This is a genomic window from Kitasatospora sp. NPDC001539, from assembly GCF_040298565.1.
In the GTDB taxonomy this organism is placed as follows: Bacteria; Actinomycetota; Actinomycetes; order Streptomycetales; family Streptomycetaceae; genus Kitasatospora.
In genome coordinates, this window is record NZ_JBEPAK010000127.1 from 1 (window position 1) to 20,696 (window position 20,696).

Genomic DNA, 20,696 nt, shown 5'->3' on the forward strand with positions numbered 1-20,696 from the left:
TCTCCACCGCCCTGCTGCTGGAGCAGCCCGAGCAGATCGCCAGGTTGGCCGACCCGGCCGCGCTGCCCGGCGCGGTGGAGGAACTGCTGCGCCTGTGGAGGAACTCCTCCAGGCCGTGCCGGCCCAGCTCGCGGCCGAGACCGGAGCTCTTGTAACCGCCGAACGGCGCCAGCGGGTTGAACCGGCCGCCGTTCAGGTCGACCTGGCCGGTGTCGAGTCGGCGGGCGAAGGCGGCGGCGGTGTCGGTGTCCGCGGCCCAGACACCGCCCGCCAGGCCGTAGACGGTGCCGTTGGCGATCTCGGCGGCGTGGTCCTCGTCCCGGTACGGCAGGATCGACAGCACCGGGCCGAAGACCTCCTCCTGGGCCACCGCCATCTCCGGTGTCACGTCGGCGAGGACGGTCGGACGGACGTAGAAGCCGACCGGCAGCCCGGGCAGCGGATCGGGGCCGCCGACCACCAGCCGGGCACCCTCGGCGAGCGCGCCGTCCAGGTAGCCCCGCACCCGTTCGAGCTGCTTCGCGTTGACCAGCGGCCCGATCCTGGTCTGCGGATCGGCGGGGTCGCCCGGGACGTACTTCTCGGCGGCCTTGGCGGCGATCGCGACGGCCTCCTCGTACTGGTCCCGGTGCACCAGCAGCCGGGTCCAGGCACTGCACGTCTGGCCGGAGTTGGCGAAGACGTTGGCGACGTTCACGTTGACCGCACGGGTCAGGTCGGCGCCCGGCAGCACCACGTTCGCGGACTTGCCGCCCAGCTCCAGCGCGACCCGCTTCAGCCCGCGCCCGGCCGTCTCGGCGACCTGCCGGCCGACCGCGGTGGACCCGGTGAACGACAGCACGTCCACCTCCGGGTGGGCCGCGAGCGCCGCGCCCGCCACCGCGCCGGTACCGGTCACCAGGTTGAACACCCCGGCGGGGAAGCCGGCTTCGTCCACCAGCCGGGCGAACAGCCGGGCCACCAACGGGGTGTCCTCGGCCGGCTTGAGGACCACCGGGCAACCGGCCGCCAACGCCGGGACGACCTTCGCCGTGATCTGGTGCAGCGGGTAGTTCCACGGCGTGATGGCGGCGACCACCCCGGCCGGCTCGGCGAGCACCACCGAGTTGCCGATCCGCTCCTCGAAGCGGTGCTCGGCCAGCAGGGTCAGGTAGGAGCTGGTCACGGCCAGCGGCAGTCCGGCGTGCACGGCCCCGGCGAAGCCGACCGGGGCGCCCAGTTCGGCGACCACGGTCGAGGTGATCTCCGCCTGGGCGGCGGCGATCCCGTCCCGCAGCCGGGTCAGCAGTGCCAGCCGCTCCTCGCGGGTGGTGGCGCCCCAGGCCCGCGCCGCCCGGCGGGCCGCCGACACCGCGGCGTCGACGTCGGTCGCCCCGCCCGCCGCCACGGTGGCGAGCACCTGCTCGGTCGCCGGGTTGAGCACGGCGATCGACCCCGGGTCCCCGGAGGGCCGCCAGGCGCCGTCGATGTACTGGTCGCCGTACTCCGCGTACTCCTGCACGGATCGTCCTCTCAGCTGGTCAGCGGCTGCGACGAGCAGCGCGGGCCGAAGGAGCCGCGCTGGTCGACGTTCAGTCAAGGCGGCCGAACGGCCGTGCGCAAGAGCCGGTCCCGCCGCGCCCGCCGGACGCTCACCCGTGGGCGAACCGCGCGGTGTACTCGTCGAACGGTTCGATCCCGACCTCCGCCCGGCGTTCGTCCAGCCGCTCCGGGGCCTCGCACGGCCACGGCACCGGGCGGCCGTCGGCGACCGCGCCGATCTGCGTGCCGTAGCGCTGCTCGCGTCCCTCGTTGACGGCCAGCCGGTCCTCCAGGAAGGCCAGGTCCCGGGCGCTCGCCGCGCCGCTCGCCACGGCCTCGGTCATCAGGGCCACCGCCCGCCGCTGGACGTCCAGTTGACGGTCGGCGTGCTGGGCGATCAGCCAGGCCGCCCGGGCGGCCTCGGCGCCGACGCTCCGCTCGGTCGGCCAGCCGTGCTCGGCCATGATCTCCGCCAGCCGGTCCCCGTGCCGGGCGGTGAGCCGGCGCCAGCGCGCCTGTTCGGCCGGATCGGGGCTGTTCGCCAGCCGGGCGTGGGCACCGTCCGCCGCCATCATCGCCGTCAACTCCGCCGCCAGGGCGAGGTCCTGGGCGTTGGTCTCGTCCCGCTGCGCTTCGGTCACGTCCATCCGCTCCTCGCTTCCGGGCCCCGGTCGGGCCGCCCGCCACCACCGTAGGCGCGGAGATCGCGACGAAGATCGTCCCCGGGGCGGGTGACAGCGCGCAGTCGGCGGGACACCATGGACGTACACCGGTCGCCGCAGCCGCCATGCCGTGTTCCTCTCCGGCCGGCCGGCGACGGGGCCGGCGACACGTCTGTCCGGAAGCCGCGACGGGCCGGGGGAGCCGCGTAGATTGCAGCGGACCGGGTGGTGGGGCCTACTGTCGACGGTGGGGCGACTCGCACACGGCCGGTGATCCGGCGCGTTCCCGCGGGCCGGGACGGGCCGCCGCCACCGCGCCGAGACGTGGGTCGAGTTCCGCAGGCCACCCTTACCCGGAGGAGCATCCCGTGACCGACACAGCGTTGAGGGACGAGTCCCGGCAGCCCGCCGAACCGGCGGTGCTGGAGGACGTCCCCGGGTGGTTCTGGGACCACGACCGGCACTCCTTCGACTGGTTCCTGGGGCGCCAGGAGAAGCAGGGCGTCACCGGCGACCTGCTGGAGATGGGCGCCTACCTGGGCCGCAGCGCCATCGTGATCGGCGAGCACCTCCAGCCGGGCGAGACGTTCACCGTCTGCGACCTCTTCGACTCGGACGCGCCCGACGAGGAGAACTCCGAGGAGATGGCCACCTCCTACCGGAGGACGCTCACCCGCTCGGCCTTCGAGTGCAACTACCTGGCCTTTCACGACGAACTGCCGGAGATCATCCAGGCACCGACCTCCGTCCTCGCCGGCGGGCGGATCCCGGCCGGCGCGTACCGCTTCGTCCACATCGACGCCTCGCACCTCTACGAGCACGTGGTGGGCGACCTCGACGTGGCCCGGACCGCGCTGCAACCGCAGGGCGTGGTGGTGCTGGACGACTACCGCTCCCAGCACACCCCCGGGGTGGCCGCCGCGACCTGGGAGGCGGTGTTCAACCGCGGCCTCAACCCGATCATGCTCACCGAGTGCAAGTTCTACGGCACCTGGGGTGATCCGGAGCCGTTCCAACGCGAGCTGCTCGATCGGGTGGACCTCGCGGCCGGCTGCCACCTGAGCGCCGAGACCCTCAACGGCCGGCAGCTGCTGCGGATGACCGGCAGCTCGGAGGGCATCCGGCCGTTCCGCGGCTCCCGCCACCAGGCGCGACTGGCCGCCGAGGCCGCCGCGCGCTCGGCGGAGGAGGCCCGCCGGAACGCCCGTGCCCGCCAGGACGAGGCGGCGCTCGACCTCGCGGCCCGCCGGGCCCGCGCCGCCGAGGCGCGCCGCCCGGTCAACGTCGCCAAGCGCGCCGCCCGCGACCTGCTCCCGCCGGTCGTCACGTCCGCCATCCGCCGCGCCCGCCGGCGCTGACCGCCGACGGCCGGCGGATCCCGCACCCGTGGGTCGAACGCCGCCGTCCGCCCTCCTGCCTCCGGAACGCCGAAGAGCCGGTCGGAAACCCCGACCGGCCCTTCGATCCCGCTGCGCGCGCTCAGGCCCGCGAAGGCTCCGCGGCCCCGGCGCCCTCCGCCGCACCGGACGCTGCCGCGGCCTCCTCGGCCGCCAGCTCCCGGCGCACGTCGTCCAGCGAGGGGTTGTTCCAGGCGCTGGCGACACCCCAGTAGTAGAAGGCCAGACCGATCACGGCGACGATCAGCAGGTCCCAGCCCTCGGGCAGGTAGCCCTGGCCGCCGAAGTCGGTGCTGCCGGCCCAGGAGATCCCGGCCATCACGAACAGGTAGGCGACCATCCAGGCGCCCGCCTTCAGGTGCGGCTTCAGCTCGACGAACGGCTTGCGCAGCTCGTACCAGGCCCAGATCGGCAGGCCGGCGGCCATCAGCAGGATGACCTTGCCGGTGAGCGGCCAACGGGCCCAGTAGAGGACCAGCGAGCCGAAGACCATGGCGACCGGCGCGATCACCGGCATGGCCCGCAGCCGGACCGGCCGCTTCAGGTCCGGGGCGAGGCGGCGCAGCGCCATCACGGCGACCGGGCCGGTGATGTACGAGATCACGGTGGCCACCGAGACGATCTCGGCGAGCGAGCCCCAGCCGCGGAAGACCGCGAGGAACAGGAAGGCCACCACCAGGTTCAGCACCAGCGCCGGACGCGGGATGCCGGTCTTGGCGTCGACCTTGCCGAACACCTTCGGCAGGTGGCCGTTCTCCTGGACGCCGTGGATCATGCGCGAGGTGGTCGCGGCGTAGATCATGCCGGTGCCGGAGGGCGAGATGAAGGCGTCCGCGTACAGCAGGACGGCCAGCCAGTTCAGGCCCCAGGCGATGGCCAGGTCGGCCAGCGGCGAGGTGTAGGCGAGGCTGCTCCAGCCCTTGGACAGGTCGCCGCTCGGGATCGCGCCCAGGAAGGCGATCTGCAGCGCGACGTAGATCACCAGGGCGATCAGGATCGAGCCGATGACGGCCTTCGGCAGCGACTTGCCCGGGTCACGGGCCTCGCCGGCCAGGTTGAGCGGGGACTGGAAGCCGTTGAAGGCCCAGACGATGCCGGAGACCGCCACGGCGGTGAAGACCGCGCTCCAGCCGTTCGGCGCGAAGCCGCCGTGGTCGGTGAAGTGGGCGGAGTCGAAGTGCGCGAACAGCAGCGCGCCGGCGGTCAGCGTCGGCACGACGACCTTGAAGACGGTGATCGCCGTGTTGGTCTTGGCGAAGAGCGTGATGGCGAACCAGTTCAGCGCGAAGTAGACGATCAGCAGGACGCTGGCGAGCGCCACACCGCTGACGCTGAGTTCCTGGCCGTCGTACAGCCCCTTGGCCCAGCCGAAGTGCCAGGAGCTCATGTACTGCACCGAGGCGGTGGCCTCACCCGGGATGACCGAGACGATGGCGATCCAGTTGGCCCAGGCGGCCAGGTAGCCGGCCAGCGAGCCGTGCGAGTACTGGCCGTACCGGACCATGCCGCCGGCCTTGGGGAACATCGAGCCCAGCTCGCTGTAGGTGAGGGCGATGGTCAGCGCCACGGCGGCGCCGATCACCCAGGCCAGGATCGAGGCGGGGCCGGCCAGCTTGGCCGCCCGCTCGGCACCGAACAACCAGCCGGAACCGATGATCGACCCCAGCCCGACCGCGGTCAGGCTGATGGTGCCGAGCGATCGGCGGTAGTTCTGATGTGATGCCGTCGACGATCGGGGCTCACTCAACGTATCGGTCCTCTCGCTCGGGGTTCATCGGGTGGTGTCGGAGCTTTTACGGTTTTGAGTCGGTATTCCGGACAAACCCCAGAAGCCTATGGGCCTAAATGGGGCGAATACCTCAGGGGAAGCTCAAGCCGCCCGATCGTTGCCATCTCGTGTCCGGTTTCCGGACGGGACGGCCCGTGTGGCGAGACCTGCGCCACACCGCGACGGGCGGTGGATCGGCCCGCCGCCGGGGGAGAGCCGGGGCGAACCGGGGCCGGGCCGGGGCCGGCCCCGGTGGCCGCCGCCGGTCAGCACCCGGGCGGGGCCGGGAAAAGGAAATTCCCCGCGGGTTCCTTTCGGATCCCACGGGGAATTCGGCTGTGTCCGAGGGGGGACTTGAACCCCCACGCCCGATAAAGGGCACTAGCACCTCAAGCTAGCGCGTCTGCCATTCCGCCACCCGGACGGGGTGTGTGCTCCGGGGGAGTTTCTCTCGCCCCCTCGGCGACAGAGAGAACATTACCAGGGTTCTGGAGTGCTTCTCACCTGCGTTTCCTCGTCCCCGGCGGCGGCAGCGCCCCGCCTGTCGAACCGGTCCGCGGCCTGCGGGGCTCCCGGGCCGCGGCCGACGGGCCCGCCCGTCCCCTGGCCGACGGGGACGTGCCGCCGGGCCGGACCGGCCGGCGTGGCCGGCACGGCTCGCCGGACTGCTCGAACGGCGGCCGAAAGCGGCGGTGAGCGCCAAGCGAGCGGTCGGTTTCGACTCCGCATGCGATCGCCATCGGTCCGAATCGATCCGACACGGGCAAGTTGTCGCCGGTGCCACGCCTGCGCCGACCGCTCTCCTAGCCTCTGGGGACCGAGGGCGCCATGAGCGGATCGCCTGATTCCCGGGTCGCGGACTGAAGGGCGGCTGAACGTGGAGCAGAGCAGCGGAACGACGGAGGCCGAGCCGAGACGCGGCGGCCACAACGGCCCCGCCGAGGGGGTCTGGCGCTTCCGGGTGCCCGCCGAGGGGGCCTCCGTGCCGCGGACCCGCCACGCGGTACGGGACCGGCTGCTGGCCCAGGGCATGACCGGCGTCCGCTACCAGGAGCTGGTGGACGACCTGCTGCTGATCGTCTCCGAGCTGGTCAGCAACGCGGTGACGCACGCCGCCGAGCTCTCACCCGAGGTGACCACGGAGCTGTCGGTGCGGCGGGGCTGGGTGCGGGTGTCCGTCGAGGACGGCGACCCGTACCGGCCCAAGGCGCTGGAGTCCGACACCGGCCGCACCGGCGGCCGCGGCCTGCTGCTGGTGAAGAGCGTCACCCTGCAGGCCGGCGGGGTGTGCGACGTCGAACGCACGGGGGAGGGCGGCAAGGTCATCTGGGCGTCGCTGCCCGTCCCCCCGGAGCCGGCGCCCTGACGGCCACCCGCGAGGGGGTACGGCCGCCGGCCCGGCGCCCGGCGGGAGCGCCCGCCGGAGCGGGACCTCCGGCGCCCGGCGCGGCGCGCCACGCCCGGCCGGAGCAGACGCCTCCCGCGACGGCCCTACCAGTCCCGCCCGGCGATCTCCCGGATCCCCGGCAGCGCCGCGTCGAAGACCGTCTCGAACCACACCGAGAACGGCCGCTCGGCCCGCAGCTCCCGCAGTTCCTGCGCGGTCACGAAGGCGTGGTCGTCCACCTCGTCCGGGTTGGCCTCGACCGGCGCGGTGACCAGGCCCACGAAGAGGTGGTTCCACTCCCGCTCGATCAGGCCGGAGGCCTCGTCCGGCAGGTCGTAGCGGACCGTCCCCGCCTCGCAGAGCAGCGCCGGTGCGACGCCCAGTTCCTCGGCGGTGCGCCGGGCGGCGGCGACGAACGGCGGCTCGTCCGGGTACGGGTGCCCGCAGCAGGTGTTCGACCAGACGCCGGGGGAGTGGTACTTGCCGAGGGCGCGGCGCTGCAGCAGCATCCGGCCCTGGCGGTCGAAGAGGAACACCGAGAAGGCCCGGTGCAGCCGGCCCGGCTGCTGGTGGGCCCAGAGCTTCTCGGCGGTACCGATCGTGACGCCCTCGTCGTCGACCAGCTCCAGCAGGATCTCGGTGCCCGCAGGGGTGCCCGCAGGGGTGGTGGACAGGCCCCGCGGGTCGACCGCCACGTCTGTCTCCACGTTGAGACCGGTGTCGATCTCGGCGTCGAAGTGGGTCGGTTCGGTCGGCAGACTCTGGGGCATGAGGCCTCTTTCGGGAGCGTGAGCAACGGGAGCATCGGGTGCGTCGTGTGCACCGGGCGGAGTGCAGAGGACACAGCGGGGGTACCGGCGCCGGCGTCGGGCTCCAGTCTGCCGTATGGGTGGCGGTCGGAAAGGGTCCCACGCACAACCGGGCGGATCATGACCCGGAGGAGTTCCGATCCGGGCGTGGAAGGTCCCGGGACCTCCCCGGAAGGGTCATTCCGTTCGCAGAACCGTTCGGAACGCGTTCGGTGGGTGTTCGATCACGGCACTGCCACCCCGCCGTCACCTGACCGCCACCGGGCTCGTTCGGGCGGATCGTCCGGGTCGCCTACCATCACTAGCGACACGCTGCCCGGATCTGTGCCGGTCCGGCGCGCCGCCGCCGGGCCCGGTCCGACACCGCTCCGGCGCACCGCAGCGCCGCCGGCCCGTCGGCACATCCCGCGCGCACAGCTCGACGCACGACGGATCAGGAGACCCCGCATGATCGGCCTCGTTCTGGCAGCCGGCGCCGGCCGCCGGCTGCGCCCGTACACCGACACCCTGCCCAAGGCGCTGGTGCCGGTCGACGGGGAGCGGACCGTCCTGGACCTCACCCTGGGCAACTTCGCCGAGGTCGGACTGCGCGAGGCGGCGATCGTCGTCGGCTACCGCAAGGAGGCGGTGTACGACCGCAAGGACGCGCTGGAGCGCGCGTACGGCGTCAAGCTGCACCTGGTCGAGAACGACAAGGCCGAGGAGTGGAACAACGCCTACTCGCTCTGGTGCGCCCGCGAGCTGTTCTCCGAGGGCCTGCTGCTGGCCAACGGCGACACCGTCCACCCGGCCTCCGTCCAGCGCACCGTGCTGGAGGGGAACCGGCGACTCGTCGAGGAGGGCCGGGCCCCCGGCGTGCTCCTCGCCCTCGACACGGTGAAGAAGCTCGCCGACGAGGAGATGAAGGTCGTCGTCGACCCGGTCGCCGGCATGCGCCGGATCACCAAGCTGATGGACCCGGCCGAGGCGACCGGCGAGTACATCGGCGTCACGGTGATCAACCCCGCCGCCGCCGCCGACCTGACCGACGCGCTGCGCGCCACCTACGAGCGCGACCCGCAGCTGTACTACGAGGACGGCTACCAGGAGATGGTCGACCGGGGCCTGCGGATCGACGTCCAGCCGATCGGCGAGGTGTCCTGGGTCGAGGTCGACAACCACGACGACCTGGCGAAGGCGCGGGAGATCGCGTGCCAGTACTGACCCGACTGGTCCCCTCGCCGCTGTTCGCGGAGATCCGCCCGGGCGCGCTGGACGCGCTCGGCGGCATCCTCGCGGACCAGCGGCTGTCGGCCTCGGGTCGGATCGCGGTGGCGATCAGCAACGGCTCGGGGGCCGCCATGCGGGAGCGCCTGGAGCCCGCGCTGCCCGGCGCCGACTGGTACAACGTGGACGACGGCAGCCTCGACAGCGCGGTGCGCTTCGCCGAGGAGATGCGCGGCAAGCACTACGACGCGGTCGTCGGCCTCGGCGGCGGCAAGATCATCGACGCGGCCAAGTACGCCGCCGCCCGGGTCGGCCTGCCCGTGGTCGCGGTCGCCACCAACCTCGCCCACGACGGCATCTGCTCGCCGGTCTCCACCCTCGACAACGACGCCGGCCGGGGCTCCTACGGGGTGCCCAGCCCGATCGGCATCATCGTCGACCTGGACGTGATCCGGCAGGCGCCCCCGCGCTTCGTGGCGGCCGGCGTCGGGGACGTCGTCTCGAACATCTCCGCCTGCGCGGACTGGGAGTTGTCGCACGCCGTCACCGGCGAACCGGTGGACGGGCTGGCCGTGGCGATGGCCCGCTCGGCGGGCGAGAACCTGCTGCGGCACCCGGGGAACACGCAGGACCAGGACCTCCTGACGGCCCTCGCGGAAGCCCTGGTACTGTCCGGCATCGCGATGAACATCGCAGGCAGCACCCGGCCCTCCTCGGGTGCCTGTCACGAGATCTCGCACGCCCTGGACGTGCTGTACCCCAAGCGTTCCGCCCAGCACGGCGAACAGGTGGGCCTCGGCGCAGCGTTCGCCAGCTTCCTGCGGGGCGAGCGCGAGCTGACCGGTCTGATCGTGGAACGCCTGGCGAGCCACGGGCTGCCGGTGACCGCAGCTCAGATCGGCTTCACCGAAGCGGAGTTCACGGAGGCGGTGCACTACGCTCCGAACACCCGCCCCGGGCGCTTCACCATCCTGGAACACCTCGACCTCTCCCCCTCCGCAATCAGGGACGCGTACGCCGACTATGTCCAAGCCGTCAACAGCTGACCCCTCCACCGCGGGCGCGCGGCCCCCGGTGGACCTGACCCGCCGGCCCTCGATCGAGGAACTGCGCGCGGTGATCCACCCCGAGGGCATGCTCCAGCGCCGCAGCGCCGAGCACTGGGCCGGACGCCTGTACATGCGGAAGATCTCGCTGCGGATCACCCGCGTGCTGTCCACCATGACGGCGATCACGCCCAACGGCCTGACGTACCTGATGATGTTCACCGGCATCCTGGCCGGTGCCGCGCTGGTCGTCCCCGGCATCGCCGGGGCGGTCCTGGGCGCCCTGCTGATCCAGGTCTACCTGCTGCTGGACTGCGTGGACGGCGAGGTCGCCCGCTGGCGCCGGCAGACCTCGCTCACCGGCGTCTACCTGGACCGGGTCGGCCACTACATGTCCGAGGCAGCGCTGCTGACCGGCCTCGGCCTGCGCGCCACCGACCTGCTGCACCGCGAGGGCCACGGCTCCCACTGGGAGTGGGCGTTCCTGGGCACGCTGGCCGCCCTCGGCGCCATCCTGATCAAGTCCGAGACGGACCTGGTGGACGTGGCCCGGGCCCGCAGCGGCATGACGGCCGTCGAGGACAGCGCCTCGGTGCCGCGCTCGTCCTCGGTCGCCAAGGCCCGCCGCGCGGCGTCCTTCCTGAAGTTCCACCGCCTGGTCGGCGCGGTCGAGGCCTCGCTGTTCATCCTGGCGGCCGGGATCGCCGACGCCGTCCACGGCGGGCTGTTCCTCACCCGGCTCGCGGTCGTGGTGCTGGCGGCGATCGCCATGCTGCAGACCGTGCTCCACCTGTTGAGCATCGTCCTTTCGAGCAGGTTGCGATGACCACTTCCACCACCCCCGCGACGTCCGGCCCGGCCACCGCGGCGGAGCGCTTCCGCCTCGGCGCCGTCGTCATCACGATGGGCAACCGCCCCGCCGAGCTGGCCGCCCTGATCGAGTCCGTCCGCGCCCAGGAGGGCCCGGCCGTCGAGATCGCCGTGGTCGGCCAGGGCGCCGAGCTGCCCCCGCTGCCGGAGGGCGTGCGCAGCGTCGTGCTGCCGGAGAACCTCGGCATCCCGGGCGGGCGCAACGTCGGCATCGAGCTGTTCGGGCCCAACGGCCGGGACGTGGACGCCGTGCTCTTCCTGGACGACGACGGGCTGCTGCCGCGCACCGACTCGGCCCGGCTGCTGCGCGAGGCCTTCACGGCCGATCCGGAGCTGGGCATCGTCTCGTTCCGGATCGAGGACCCGGACACCGGGGTCACCCAGCGCCGGCACGTCCCCCGGCTGCGCGCCAGCGACCCGATGCGCTCCTCCCGGGTGACCACCTTCCTGGGCGGCGCGAGCGCGGTGCGCTGCACGGTGTTCGAGCAGGCCGGGCAGCTGCCCGCCGAGTTCTTCTACGCCCACGAGGAGACCGACCTCGCGTGGCGCGCGCTGGACGCGGGCTGGGCCATCGACTACCGGGCGGACGTGGTGCTGCACCACCCGGCCACCTCGCCGGCCCGGCACGCCGCCTACTTCCACAACGTGGCCCGTAACAGGGTCTGGCTCGCGAGGCGGAACCTTCCGGCCCCGTTGGTGCCTCTCTATCTGGGAACCTGGTTCCTGCTGACCCTGGCCCGACGTCCCTCCGCCGAGGGACTGAAGGCCTGGCTCGGCGGTTTCCGGGCGGGCTTCCGCGAGCCCTGCGGTCAGCGGAGGCCCATGCGATGGCGTACCGTCTGGCGACTGACCAAGATGGGACGACCTCCGATCATCTGATTTGATCAGGTGTTCGATCGCCACGGCCGGTGACCACTTACCGGCCGGACTCCCCCCGTGATCCCTGTGGATCCCCATCGGCGCAAGGCCGGCGGACCCCCCGCCGACCGGCCGCCCCGACCGATCCCGCGTGAAGGACGAATGTGTCGACAGTGAGTGAACCCGTCAGCCTCTCAGCCCCGACGGGGGCGGACGCGGGCCTGACCCCCAAGCAGCTTGCGGACAAGTACGGGCTGTCGGTGAGCGGTGCCCGGCCGGGTCTGTTCGCGTACACCAAGCAGCTCTGGGCCCGGCGCCACTTCATCTGGGCGTTCGCCACCGCCCGCCTGGTGGCCCAGTACACGGACGCCAAGCTGGGCCAGCTGTGGCAGGTCGTGACCCCGCTGCTCAACTGCGGCGTGTTCTACCTGGTCTTCGGCATCATCCTGAAGAGCAAGGACAACTTCCCGCCGAACACCTACATCGCGTGGCTGTGCATCGGCGTCTTCGTCTTCCAGTTCACCCAGAACGCGGTGCAGTCCGGCACCCGGGCGATCTCCGACAACCTCGGCCTGATCCGCGCGCTGCACTTCCCGCGGGCCAGCCTCCCGATCGCCTTCACGGTGATCCAGCTCCAGCAGCTGCTGATCTCGATGATCGTCCTGGTCGTCACCGTGCTGGCGGCCGGCATCACCCCGGGGCGGACCTGGCTGCTGATCATCCCGGCGCTGTTCCTGCAGACCCTCTTCAACACCGGCGTCTCGCTGATCTTCGCCCGGATCGGCTCCAAGACCAGTGACATCTCCCAGCTGATCCCGTTCGTGATGCGCGCCTGGATGTTCCTGTCCGGCGTGATGTTCAGCATCCAGGACAAGATCCAGACCTGGCCGCACTACATCCAGACGATCATGGCCCTCAACCCGGCCTCGGTCTACATGGACCTGCTCCGGCACGCCTTCGCGCCGGTCATCTACAACAAGCACCTGTCGGCCCACCAGACCCTCCCGCCGCACCAGTGGGCGTACGGCGTCGCCTGGGGTGTCGGGATGTTCGTGATCGGATACGTCTTCTTCTGGAAGGCCGAGGAGGAGTACGGCCGTGGCTGACACCGACCTGAGCAAGCGCGACACGATCGTGGACACCAAGGTGGCCCGCGAGCCCACCGTCGTCGTCGACGACGTGCACATCGTCTACCGGGTGCACGGCGCCGGCTCCGGCAAGGGCAGCGCCACCTCGGCGCTGAGCCGCATCATCAGCCGCAAGCGCGCCGCCGGCGTGCGCGAGGTCCACGCCGTGAAGGGCATCAGCTTCACCGCGTACAAGGGCGAGGCGATCGGTCTGATCGGCTCCAACGGCTCCGGCAAGTCGACCATGCTGGCCGCCATCGCCGGCCTGCTGCCGACCGAGAAGGGCGGCATCTACACCAACGGCCAGCCGTCCCTGCTGGGCGTCAACGCGGCCCTGATGAACGAGCTCACCGGCGAGCGCAACGTCATCCTGGGCTGCCTGGCGATGGGCATGACCCCGGCCCAGGTGAAGGCGCGCTACCAGGAGATCGTCGACTTCTCCGGCATCAACGACAAGGGCGACTTCATCTCCCTGCCGATGCGCACCTACTCCTCCGGCATGGGTGCCCGCCTGCGCTTCTCGATCGCCGCCGCCAAGACCCACGACGTGCTGCTGATCGACGAGGCCCTGGCCACCGGTGACCAGGCCTTCCAGCAGCGCAGCAAGCGCCGCATCGACGAGCTGCGCGGCTCGGCCGGTACGGTCTTCCTGGTCAGCCACGACAACAACTCGATCCGCGAGGTCTGCGAGCGGACCATCTGGATCGAGGCCGGCGAGCTGGTCATGGACGGTCCGACCGACGAGGTCGTCGGCCGCTACGAGCGCGGCGAGCGCCCGTAGCGCCGCACCGGAATCCGCCGGCGGTGGAGGGCCGGCCCCGGAATACTCCGGAGCCGGCCCTTCGGCGTGCGTGCCTGCGGTCCCCCGGGTGGCCCGCCGCCGCGGGGGTGAGCGCCACCGCCGCCGGGCGGGGCGCTCTTCTCGGGCGCGGCCCGTGGTGTCAGGCTGTAAGGCGCGGGGGTGGTGTGCCGTACGTGACGCCCGCGCTCGGACGCGTGTCCGAGTCGGACCGGTGGTACCCAGCGGTGTAGAACGGGGGAGTGACTGCAGTGTCGGCTTCGGCCCAGCCCAGAGATACGCCGGTGGACCCTTCCGTGGGACAGACCCTGGAGAAGGCGGGCGCGGAGAACTTCCCGGTCGCCCCGTTCTTCGTGCCCCCGGCCTGGCGCGAGGACCTGATGAGGGTCTACGGCTTCGCCCGGCTGGTCGACGACACCGGCGACGGCGACCTGGCCGACCCGGCCGGCACCGCCGCCCTGCTCGGGGTCGACCAGCCGCCCCCCGCCACCCCTTCGGACCAGCCGGGCCCGCCGACTCCGCAGGAGGTCGCCTTCCGGCTCGCCCTGCTCGACGGGCTGGAGCGCGACCTCGACCGGGTCTTCGAGACCGCCCTGCACGGCGGCGGCGCGGACCGGCCCCGCCATCCGCTGCTGCGCGCGCTGGTCCCGATGGTCGAGCGGCGGGGCCTCACGCCCGAGCCGTTCCGCCGTCTGATCGAGGCCAACCGGGTGGACCAGACCACCGCCCGCTACGCCACCTACGACGACCTGATCGGCTACTGCACGCTCTCCGCCGACCCGGTCGGCCGCCTGGTGCTGGCCATCGCGGGCACCTCCACCCCCGAGCGGATCGCGCTGTCGGACGCGGTCTGCAGCGGCCTCCAAGTGGTCGAGCACGTGCAGGACGTGGCCGAGGACCTGTCCCGCGGCCGGATCTACCTGCCCACCGAGGACCTGGACCGCTTCGGCGTCACCGAGGCCGACCTCGCCGCCCCGAGCGCGAACGGAGCGGTGCGGGAACTGATCGCCTTCGAGGTCGAACGGGCCCGTACCCTGCTCCACCGCGGCGCACCTCTGGTAGGTACGGTTCGGGGGAGGCTTCGACTGCTCCTGGCGGGATTCACCGCCGGCGGTTACGCGGCCCTGGCGGCCGTCGAGGACGCCGGGTACGACGTGCTCGCCCGGCGGGCGAAGCCGGACAAGCGCCGCCTCGCAGCGAAGGCGGCGGCCATCTTCGCGAAGGGAAGGTGAACGCCCGAGTGGCGGCATCACCACTGGCGTCGGCCCAGGTCATGGCCGCGTACCGGTACTGCGAGGCAATCACCGGCATGCAGGCGCGCAACTTCAGCTACGGCATCCGACTGCTGCCCGAGCCCAAGCGGCTGGCCATGTCGGCCCTGTACGCCCTGGCCCGCCGGGTGGACGACATCGGCGACGGCGACCTCCCGGACGACCGCAAGGCCGAGGCGCTGCTGCGCACCCGGGAGCTGGTGGACGAGGTCCGCTCCGGGGTGGTCGCCGAGGACGACACCGACCCGATCAAGGTCGCGCTGGCCGACGCGGCCCGGCGCTTCCCGATCCCGCTCGGCGGCTTCGACGAGCTGATCGACGGCGTGGAGATGGACCTCAAGGGCGCCGAGTACCAGACGTACGAGGAGCTGAAGGTCTACTGCCGCTGCGTGGCCGGGGCGATCGGCCGGCTCTCGCTGGGCGTGTACGGCTGCGAGGACCCGGAGCTCGGGGCCCGGTACGCGGACACCCTGGGCCTGGCCCTGCAGCTCACCAACATCCTGCGCGACCTGCGCGAGGACGCCCTGAACGGCCGCACCTACCTGCCCACCGAGGACCTCGTCCGGTTCGGCTGCGAGCAGGGCTTCGCGCTGTCCAAGCCGCCGGTCGGCGCCGACTTCACCGGGCTGGTGACCTTCGAGGCGGCCCGCGCCCAGGCCGCGTTCGAGGAGGGCCTGCGGCTGCTGCCGATGCTCGACCGACGCAGCCGGGCCTGCACCGCCGCGATGGCCGGGATCTACCACCGGCTGCTCGGCCGGATCGCCGCCGACCCGGAGTCGGTGCTGCGCGGCCGGGTGTCGCTGCCGGGCTGGGAGAAGGCGTACGTGGCGCTTTCCGGGCTCGCCGGGGGGCGTTCTTGATTCTTGCCACAGTTCTGTCACGCTGTGTCAGCGGGGAATCACATCCGGGTAGAGCCGTGTTGACCACGTTGACCACGACCGCGCCGACGACGACGGCGCCGACCGACGGCATGCCGGGTACGGCGATCGCCGCGCGGTCCAGCGACTTCGAGGGGGAGGGCCGATGACCGGGCGAGCCGATGCCGCGCGCCCGGCCGCCGTGGTGGTCGGCGGCGGCCTGGCCGGCATCACCGCCGCGCTGCGACTGGCCGAGGCCGGTCACGACGTCACCCTGGCCGAGGGGCGCCCCCGGCTCGGCGGCCTGGCCTTCTCCTTCCAGCGCGGCGAGCTGACCGTCGACAACGGCCAGCACGTCTTCCTGCGCTGCTGCACCGCCTACCGCGGCCTGCTGGAGCGCCTCGGCGCGACCCGGATGACCCACCTCCAGGACCGCCTGGACGTCCCGGTGCTCTCGGTCACCGGCCCGGACACGGCCCCGGTGCGCACCCTCGGCCGGCTGCGCCGGGCCGGCCTGCCCGTCCCGCTCCACCTGGCCGCCAGCCTCGCCCGCTACCCGCACCTGTCGCCGGCCGACCGCGCCCGGGTGGTCCGCGGCGCGCTCGCCCTCAAGGGCCTGGACCTCGACGATCCGGCGCTGGACCGGCTGTCCTTCGGCGAGTGGCTGCGCCGCAACGGGCAGAACGAGGCCACCACGGCCGCGCTGTGGGACCTGGTCGGCGTCGCCACCCTGAACGCCCGGGCCGACCAGGTGTCGCTGGCCCTCGCCGCCAAGGTGTTCAAGACCGGTCTGCTCTCAGACCCGGGCGCCGCCGACATCGGCATCGCCGCGGTCCCGCTCGGCGTGATCCACCACGACCGGGCGCTCGCCGAACTCGAGCGTGCCGGCGTGCACGTGCGGCTGCGCGCCCGGGTCGCGGAACTCAAGCCCGCCACGCCCCAACACGCCGTCCGGCTGGAGGGCGGTGAGCTGCTCACCGCGGACACCGTCGTGCTGGCCGGCGCCCAGGACACCGCAGCCGACCTGCTGCCGCCCGGCGCCGTGTCCCAGCGGCCGGCCGACTTCGGCACCGCCCCGATCCTCAACGTCCACGTGGTCTACGACCGCAGGGTGCTGCGCCGGCCCTTCTTCGCCGCGCTCGGCTCCCCGGTCCAGTGGGTGTTCGACCGCACCACCCACTCCGGCCTGGCCGGCACCTCCCTGGGCCGGGCCCACCCCGGCGCCCAGTACCTCGCGCTCTCGCAGTCCGCCGTCCAGGACGAGATCGACCTGCCGGTCGCCGAACTGCGCCGCCGCTACCTGCCCGAGCTGGCCCGGCTGCTGCCGGCCGCCGCAGGCGCCGAGGTGCTGGACTTCTTCGTCACCAGGGAGCGCACCGCCACCTTCGACGGCGCCCCCGGCACCGCCGCACTGCGCCCCGCGGCCGCGACGGCCGTCCCGGGCCTGCTGCTGGCCGGCTCGTGGACGGCCACCGGCTGGCCCGCGACGATGGAGGGCGCCGTGCGCAGCGGCCACGCGGCCGCCGACGCCGCGCTCGCCGCGGCGGGCGCCCGGGTGCCGGTGGACCGCGGCGACGGGAGGTGGCCCAGGTGACGGCGGGCCCCTCGGCCGGAGAGCCCGCCAGAGCCGGCGGGCGTACTGTCGGCCGCATCGGACCGATCGGCTCGATCGGCCGGGCCGACCGTACCGGGACCGGTCACCTCAGCAGCACCACCGGCACCACCGCCGCCATCACCATCGACACCAGCCGCACCGACAGCACCCGGCCGCCCCGTGCGGTCCGGCACCACGAGGGAGAGGGAACGCACGTGGAGTCACGCACCGGCTTCGCCGTCGGAGGCACGGCGCACGCCGAACCGGTCTCGGTGCCGGAGCTGCTCGCCCGCAGCCGTACGCTCTGCACCCCGCCGCTGCGGGCCGCCGTCGCCCGTTTGGCCGCACCGATGGACACCGTCGCGGCGTACCACTTCGGCTGGATCGACCGGGACGGCACCCCGGTGCAGGGGGACGGCGGCAAGGCCGTGCGGCCCGCGCTGGCGCTGCTCTCCGCCCGGGCGACCGGCGCGCCGGCCGAGGCGGGCGTGCCCGGTGGGGTCGCCGTTGAACTGGTGCACAACTTCTCCCTCCTCCATGATGATCTGATGGACGGTGACGAGACCCGGAGGCACCGGGCCACCGCCTGGACGGTCTTCGGACCGGCCCAGGCCATCCTGGTCGGCGACGCCCTGGCCACGCTCGGCACCGAGGTCCTGCTGGACGCCGCGGTGACCGGCGGCGCCGGCGCCACCGACGCCGCCCGCGCCGTCCGACTGCTCACCACGGCGACCCGCCGGCTGATCGACGGCCAGGCCATGGACGTCGCCTTCGAACAGCGCGACAGCGTCACCGTCGCCGAGTGCCTGGAGATGGAGGGCGGCAAGACGGCGGCGCTGCTGGCCGCCGCCTCGGCGATCGGCGCGGTGCTGGCCGGGGCCGACGACAACGTCTCCGACGCGCTCCAGCGCTACGGCCACCACCTGGGCCTGGCCTTCCAGGCGGTGGACGACCTGCTCGGCATCTGGGGCGCCACCGAGGTCACCGGCAAGCCGCACTGGGGCGACCTGCGCCAGCGCAAGAAGTCCCTGCCGGTCGCGGCCGCGCTGGCCGAGGGCGGCCGGGCCTCGCGCCAGCTGGCCGAGGAACTGGCGGACCCGAAGGGCCGCGGCGAGGAGAGCGAGCCCGAGCTCGCCGCCCGGGCCGCGCTGATCGAGGAGGCCGGCGGCCGGGCCTGGACCCGGGAGGAGGCCCGCCGCCAGCACACGACTGCCCTCGCCGCCCTGGACGAGGTGCCCATGTCCGACGAGGTGCGCGAGCACTTCGTCGCACTCGCCGAATTCGTGGTGGTACGAGAGAGGTGACGTTACGTTGACAGCAACCGCGGACGGCCGGCTCGACCCTGAGTACGATTCCGAGCCGGTCGCGGTGGGCGACCGCCCCCCGGGCCTGCTGGGCACCGGGCGGTGGGAGCCCGAGGACACCGACCAGCTCCGGCCGGCCGGTGAAGCGGCTCTCCGGCCCGCCGACGCGCGCGAGGCCCTGGCGCGCGCGACCACCCACCTGCTCTCGCTGCAGTCCTCCGAGGGCTGGTGGAAGGGCGACCTGGAGACCAACGTCACCATGGACGCCGAGGACTTACTGCTGCGCCAGTTCCTGGGCATCAGGACCGAGGACCAGACCCGGGCCACCGCCGAGTGGATCCGCTCGCAGCAGCGGGAGGACGGCACCTGGGCCACCTTCCACGGCGGGCCGCCCGAGCTGTCCACCACGGTCGAGGCGTACGTCGCCCTCAAACTGGCCGGCGACGACCCGGACGCCCCGCACATGCTGGCCGCCGCGCGCTACGTCCGCTCGGCCGGCGGCATCGCGGCCGCCCGGGTGTTCACGCGGATCTGGCTCGCGCTCTTCGGCTGGTGGCCCTGGGAGCGGCTGCCGGAGATGCCGCCGGAGATCATCTTCCTGCCGAAGTGGCTGCCGCTGAACATCTACGCGTTCGGCTGCTGGGCCCGGCAGACCATCGTCCCGCTGACCATCGTCTCGGCCCACCGGCCGGTCCGCCCGGCCCCCTTCCAGCTCACCGAGCTGCACACCGACCCGGACAACCCCTTCCCCGAGCGGCCGCTCGCCCCGGCCACCAGCTGGGACGGCCTGTTCGAACGCCTCGACAAGGCACTGCACGCCTACCACCGCCGGGCCTTCCGGCCGCTGCGCCGCCTCGCCATCTCCCAGGCCTGCCGCTGGATCGTCGAACGGCAGGAGGCCGACGGGTGCTGGGGCGGCATCCAGCCCCCCGCCGTCTACTCGCTGATCGCCCTGCACCTGGAGGGCTACGAGCTGGAGCACCCGGTGATGAAGGCCGGGCTCGCCTCCTTCGACCGCTTCACCGTCCACACCGAGGACGGCATGCGCTGGATGGAGGCCTGCCAGTCCCCGGTCTGGGACACCTGCCTGGCCACCATCGCGCTGGTCGACGGCGGGGTGCCGGCCGACCACCCGGCGCTGGTGTCCGCGGTCGACTGGATGCTCGGCGAGGAGATCCGCAAGCGCGGAGACTGGGCCGTCCAGCGGCCCTCGCTGCCACCCGGCGGCTGGGCCTTCGAGTTCGAGAACGACACCTACCCCGACATCGACGACACCGCCGAGGTGGTGCTCGCGCTGCGGCGGGTCGCCCACCCCGACCCGGCCAGGGTCGAGGCGGCGGTGGAGCGCGGCGTGCTCTGGAACCTCGGCATGCAGTCCAAGAACGGCGCCTGGGGCGCCTTCGACGTCGACAACACCAGCCTGCTGCCCAACAAGCTGCCGTTCTGCGACTTCGGCGAGGTGGTCGACCCGCCGTCCGCCGACGTCACCGCCCACGTGGTGGAGATGCTCGCCGAGACCGGCCGGGCCCGGGACCCGCGGACCAGGCGCGGCATCGAGTGGCTGCTGCGCAACCAGGAGGCGGACGGCTCCTGGTTCGGCCGCTGGGGCACCAACTACATCTACGGCACCGGCTCGGTGCTGCCCGCACTGGTCGCGGCCGGCGTTCCGGACGAGCACCCGGCGATCCGCCGGGCGGTGCGCTGGCTGGAGGACCGGCAGAACGCCGACGGCGGCTGGGGCGAGGACATGCGCTCCTACGACGACCCGGAGCGCTGGGCCGGGCGGGGTGAGTCCACCGCCTCCCAGACGGCCTGGGCGCTGATGGCGCTGCTCGCCGCCGGCGAGGGCCCGGACGGCCGGGCCAACCCGGCGGTGGAGCGCGGCGTGGACTGGCTGGTGCGCACCCAGCTGCCCGAGGGCACCTGGGACGAACCGCAGTTCACCGGCACCGGGTTCCCGTGGGACTTCTCCATCAACTACCACCTGTACCGACTGGTCTTCCCCATCACCGCGCTCGGCCGCTACCTCCACGGCGCCCCGGGCAGGACGGGGTCGAGCGGTGCCCCGGCGATCGGGGCGGCGCGGTGACCACCGCCCCGCTGCTCGTGCTCTGCGCCCTGGGCCCCGAGGTGTGGGCCCTGCGCGGAGGTGACTGGCGCGGCGCCGCCGGCGGCTCCCCCGGGCGGGTGCGCACCGGGGGCGGCCCGCGGCGGGCCCGG

The 20,696-nt window shown here is 73.1% G+C and carries 17 protein-coding genes and 1 tRNA gene; 13 read left to right on the forward strand and 5 right to left on the reverse strand.

Annotated elements, in window-relative coordinates; genetic code table 11:
* Both ABT247_RS20185 and ABT247_RS20190 read right to left on the reverse strand, forming a co-directional pair.
* Window positions 1–1,501 (reverse strand): aldehyde dehydrogenase family protein (locus ABT247_RS20185; protein ID WP_350744178.1); only part of this gene is annotated, 1,501 nt, incomplete at its 3' end.
* A 130-nt stretch (window positions 1,502–1,631) separates the two neighbouring features.
* Entirely contained in the window at window positions 1,632–2,168 is a 537-nt protein-coding gene (locus tag ABT247_RS20190; RefSeq protein ID WP_350744179.1) for a DUF6624 domain-containing protein, read from the reverse strand.
* A 383-nt stretch (window positions 2,169–2,551) separates the two neighbouring features.
* Here ABT247_RS20190 and ABT247_RS20195 point away from each other — a divergent pair, with 383 nt between their 5' ends.
* On the forward strand, window positions 2,552–3,541 hold the full coding sequence (locus tag ABT247_RS20195; RefSeq protein WP_350744180.1) for a class I SAM-dependent methyltransferase: 990 nt from the start codon (window positions 2,552–2,554) through the stop codon (window positions 3,539–3,541).
* 121 nt (window positions 3,542–3,662) lie between these two features.
* Here ABT247_RS20195 and ABT247_RS20200 read toward each other — a convergent pair whose 3' ends face one another.
* Both ABT247_RS20200 and ABT247_RS20205 read right to left on the reverse strand, forming a co-directional pair.
* Window positions 3,663–5,327, reverse strand: coding sequence for an APC family permease (locus tag ABT247_RS20200; RefSeq protein ID WP_350744181.1), 1,665 nt, complete (start codon window positions 5,325–5,327; stop codon window positions 3,663–3,665).
* Window positions 5,328–5,687: 360 nt separating this feature from the next.
* A tRNA-Leu gene (locus ABT247_RS20205) sits at window positions 5,688–5,772 on the reverse strand.
* 453 nt (window positions 5,773–6,225) lie between these two features.
* Here ABT247_RS20205 and ABT247_RS20210 point away from each other — a divergent pair.
* Window positions 6,226–6,714, forward strand: coding sequence for an ATP-binding protein (locus ABT247_RS20210; protein ID WP_350744182.1), 489 nt, complete (start codon window positions 6,226–6,228; stop codon window positions 6,712–6,714).
* Window positions 6,715–6,839: 125 nt separating this feature from the next.
* On the opposite strand, the gene idi is transcribed toward ABT247_RS20210, so the two are convergent.
* Window positions 6,840–7,505, reverse strand: coding sequence for an isopentenyl-diphosphate Delta-isomerase (gene idi, locus ABT247_RS20215; RefSeq protein WP_350744183.1), 666 nt, complete (start codon window positions 7,503–7,505; stop codon window positions 6,840–6,842).
* 486 nt (window positions 7,506–7,991) lie between these two features.
* Between idi and ABT247_RS20220 the strand changes: the two genes are divergently transcribed.
* The 11 genes from ABT247_RS20220 (at window position 7,992) to shc (ending at window position 20,565) form a co-directional block, all read left to right on the forward strand.
* A complete protein-coding gene (locus ABT247_RS20220) occupies window positions 7,992–8,747 on the forward strand; it encodes a phosphocholine cytidylyltransferase family protein (RefSeq protein WP_350744184.1) in 756 nt (251 codons plus the stop codon).
* Complete coding sequence (locus tag ABT247_RS20225; RefSeq protein ID WP_350744185.1) at window positions 8,735–9,796, forward strand: iron-containing alcohol dehydrogenase family protein; 1,062 nt, start codon at window positions 8,735–8,737, stop codon at window positions 9,794–9,796. Before ABT247_RS20220 ends, ABT247_RS20225 begins: the two co-directional genes overlap by 13 nt.
* 88 nt (window positions 9,797–9,884) lie before the next feature.
* Window positions 9,885–10,622 (forward strand): CDP-alcohol phosphatidyltransferase family protein, encoded by a 738-nt coding sequence (locus ABT247_RS20230; protein ID WP_350744191.1) that lies wholly within the window; start codon window positions 9,885–9,887, stop codon window positions 10,620–10,622.
* On the forward strand, window positions 10,619–11,545 hold the full coding sequence (locus ABT247_RS20235) for a glycosyltransferase family 2 protein (RefSeq protein WP_350744186.1): 927 nt from the start codon (window positions 10,619–10,621) through the stop codon (window positions 11,543–11,545). Before ABT247_RS20230 ends, ABT247_RS20235 begins: the two co-directional genes overlap by 4 nt.
* A 143-nt stretch (window positions 11,546–11,688) precedes the next feature.
* The gene (locus ABT247_RS20240; RefSeq protein WP_350744187.1) at window positions 11,689–12,630 is read left to right on the forward strand and encodes an ABC transporter permease; all 942 of its coding nucleotides are present in this window, start codon (window positions 11,689–11,691) and stop codon (window positions 12,628–12,630) included.
* Complete coding sequence (locus tag ABT247_RS20245) at window positions 12,623–13,432, forward strand: ABC transporter ATP-binding protein (protein WP_350744188.1); 810 nt, start codon at window positions 12,623–12,625, stop codon at window positions 13,430–13,432. The genes ABT247_RS20240 and ABT247_RS20245 overlap by 8 nt, the downstream gene beginning before the upstream one ends.
* Before the next feature lie 314 nt (window positions 13,433–13,746).
* Entirely contained in the window at window positions 13,747–14,682 is a 936-nt protein-coding gene (gene hpnC / locus ABT247_RS20250) for a squalene synthase HpnC (protein WP_350744189.1), read from the forward strand.
* A 41-nt stretch (window positions 14,683–14,723) separates the two neighbouring features.
* The gene (hpnD, locus tag ABT247_RS20255; protein ID WP_350744192.1) at window positions 14,724–15,581 is read left to right on the forward strand and encodes a presqualene diphosphate synthase HpnD; all 858 of its coding nucleotides are present in this window, start codon (window positions 14,724–14,726) and stop codon (window positions 15,579–15,581) included.
* Window positions 15,582–15,744: 163 nt separating this feature from the next.
* Window positions 15,745–17,172: a hydroxysqualene dehydroxylase HpnE gene (hpnE, locus tag ABT247_RS20260; protein ID WP_350744190.1), complete on the forward strand. Its 1,428-nt coding sequence runs from the start codon at window positions 15,745–15,747 to the stop codon at window positions 17,170–17,172.
* Between the two features lie 215 nt (window positions 17,173–17,387).
* The gene (locus tag ABT247_RS20265) at window positions 17,388–18,476 is read left to right on the forward strand and encodes a polyprenyl synthetase family protein (protein ID WP_502892473.1); all 1,089 of its coding nucleotides are present in this window, start codon (window positions 17,388–17,390) and stop codon (window positions 18,474–18,476) included.
* A gap of 85 nt (window positions 18,477–18,561) precedes the next feature.
* Complete coding sequence (shc, locus tag ABT247_RS20270) at window positions 18,562–20,565, forward strand: squalene--hopene cyclase (protein WP_350744194.1); 2,004 nt, start codon at window positions 18,562–18,564, stop codon at window positions 20,563–20,565.
* The last annotated feature ends 131 nt before the right edge of the window (window positions 20,566–20,696 follow it).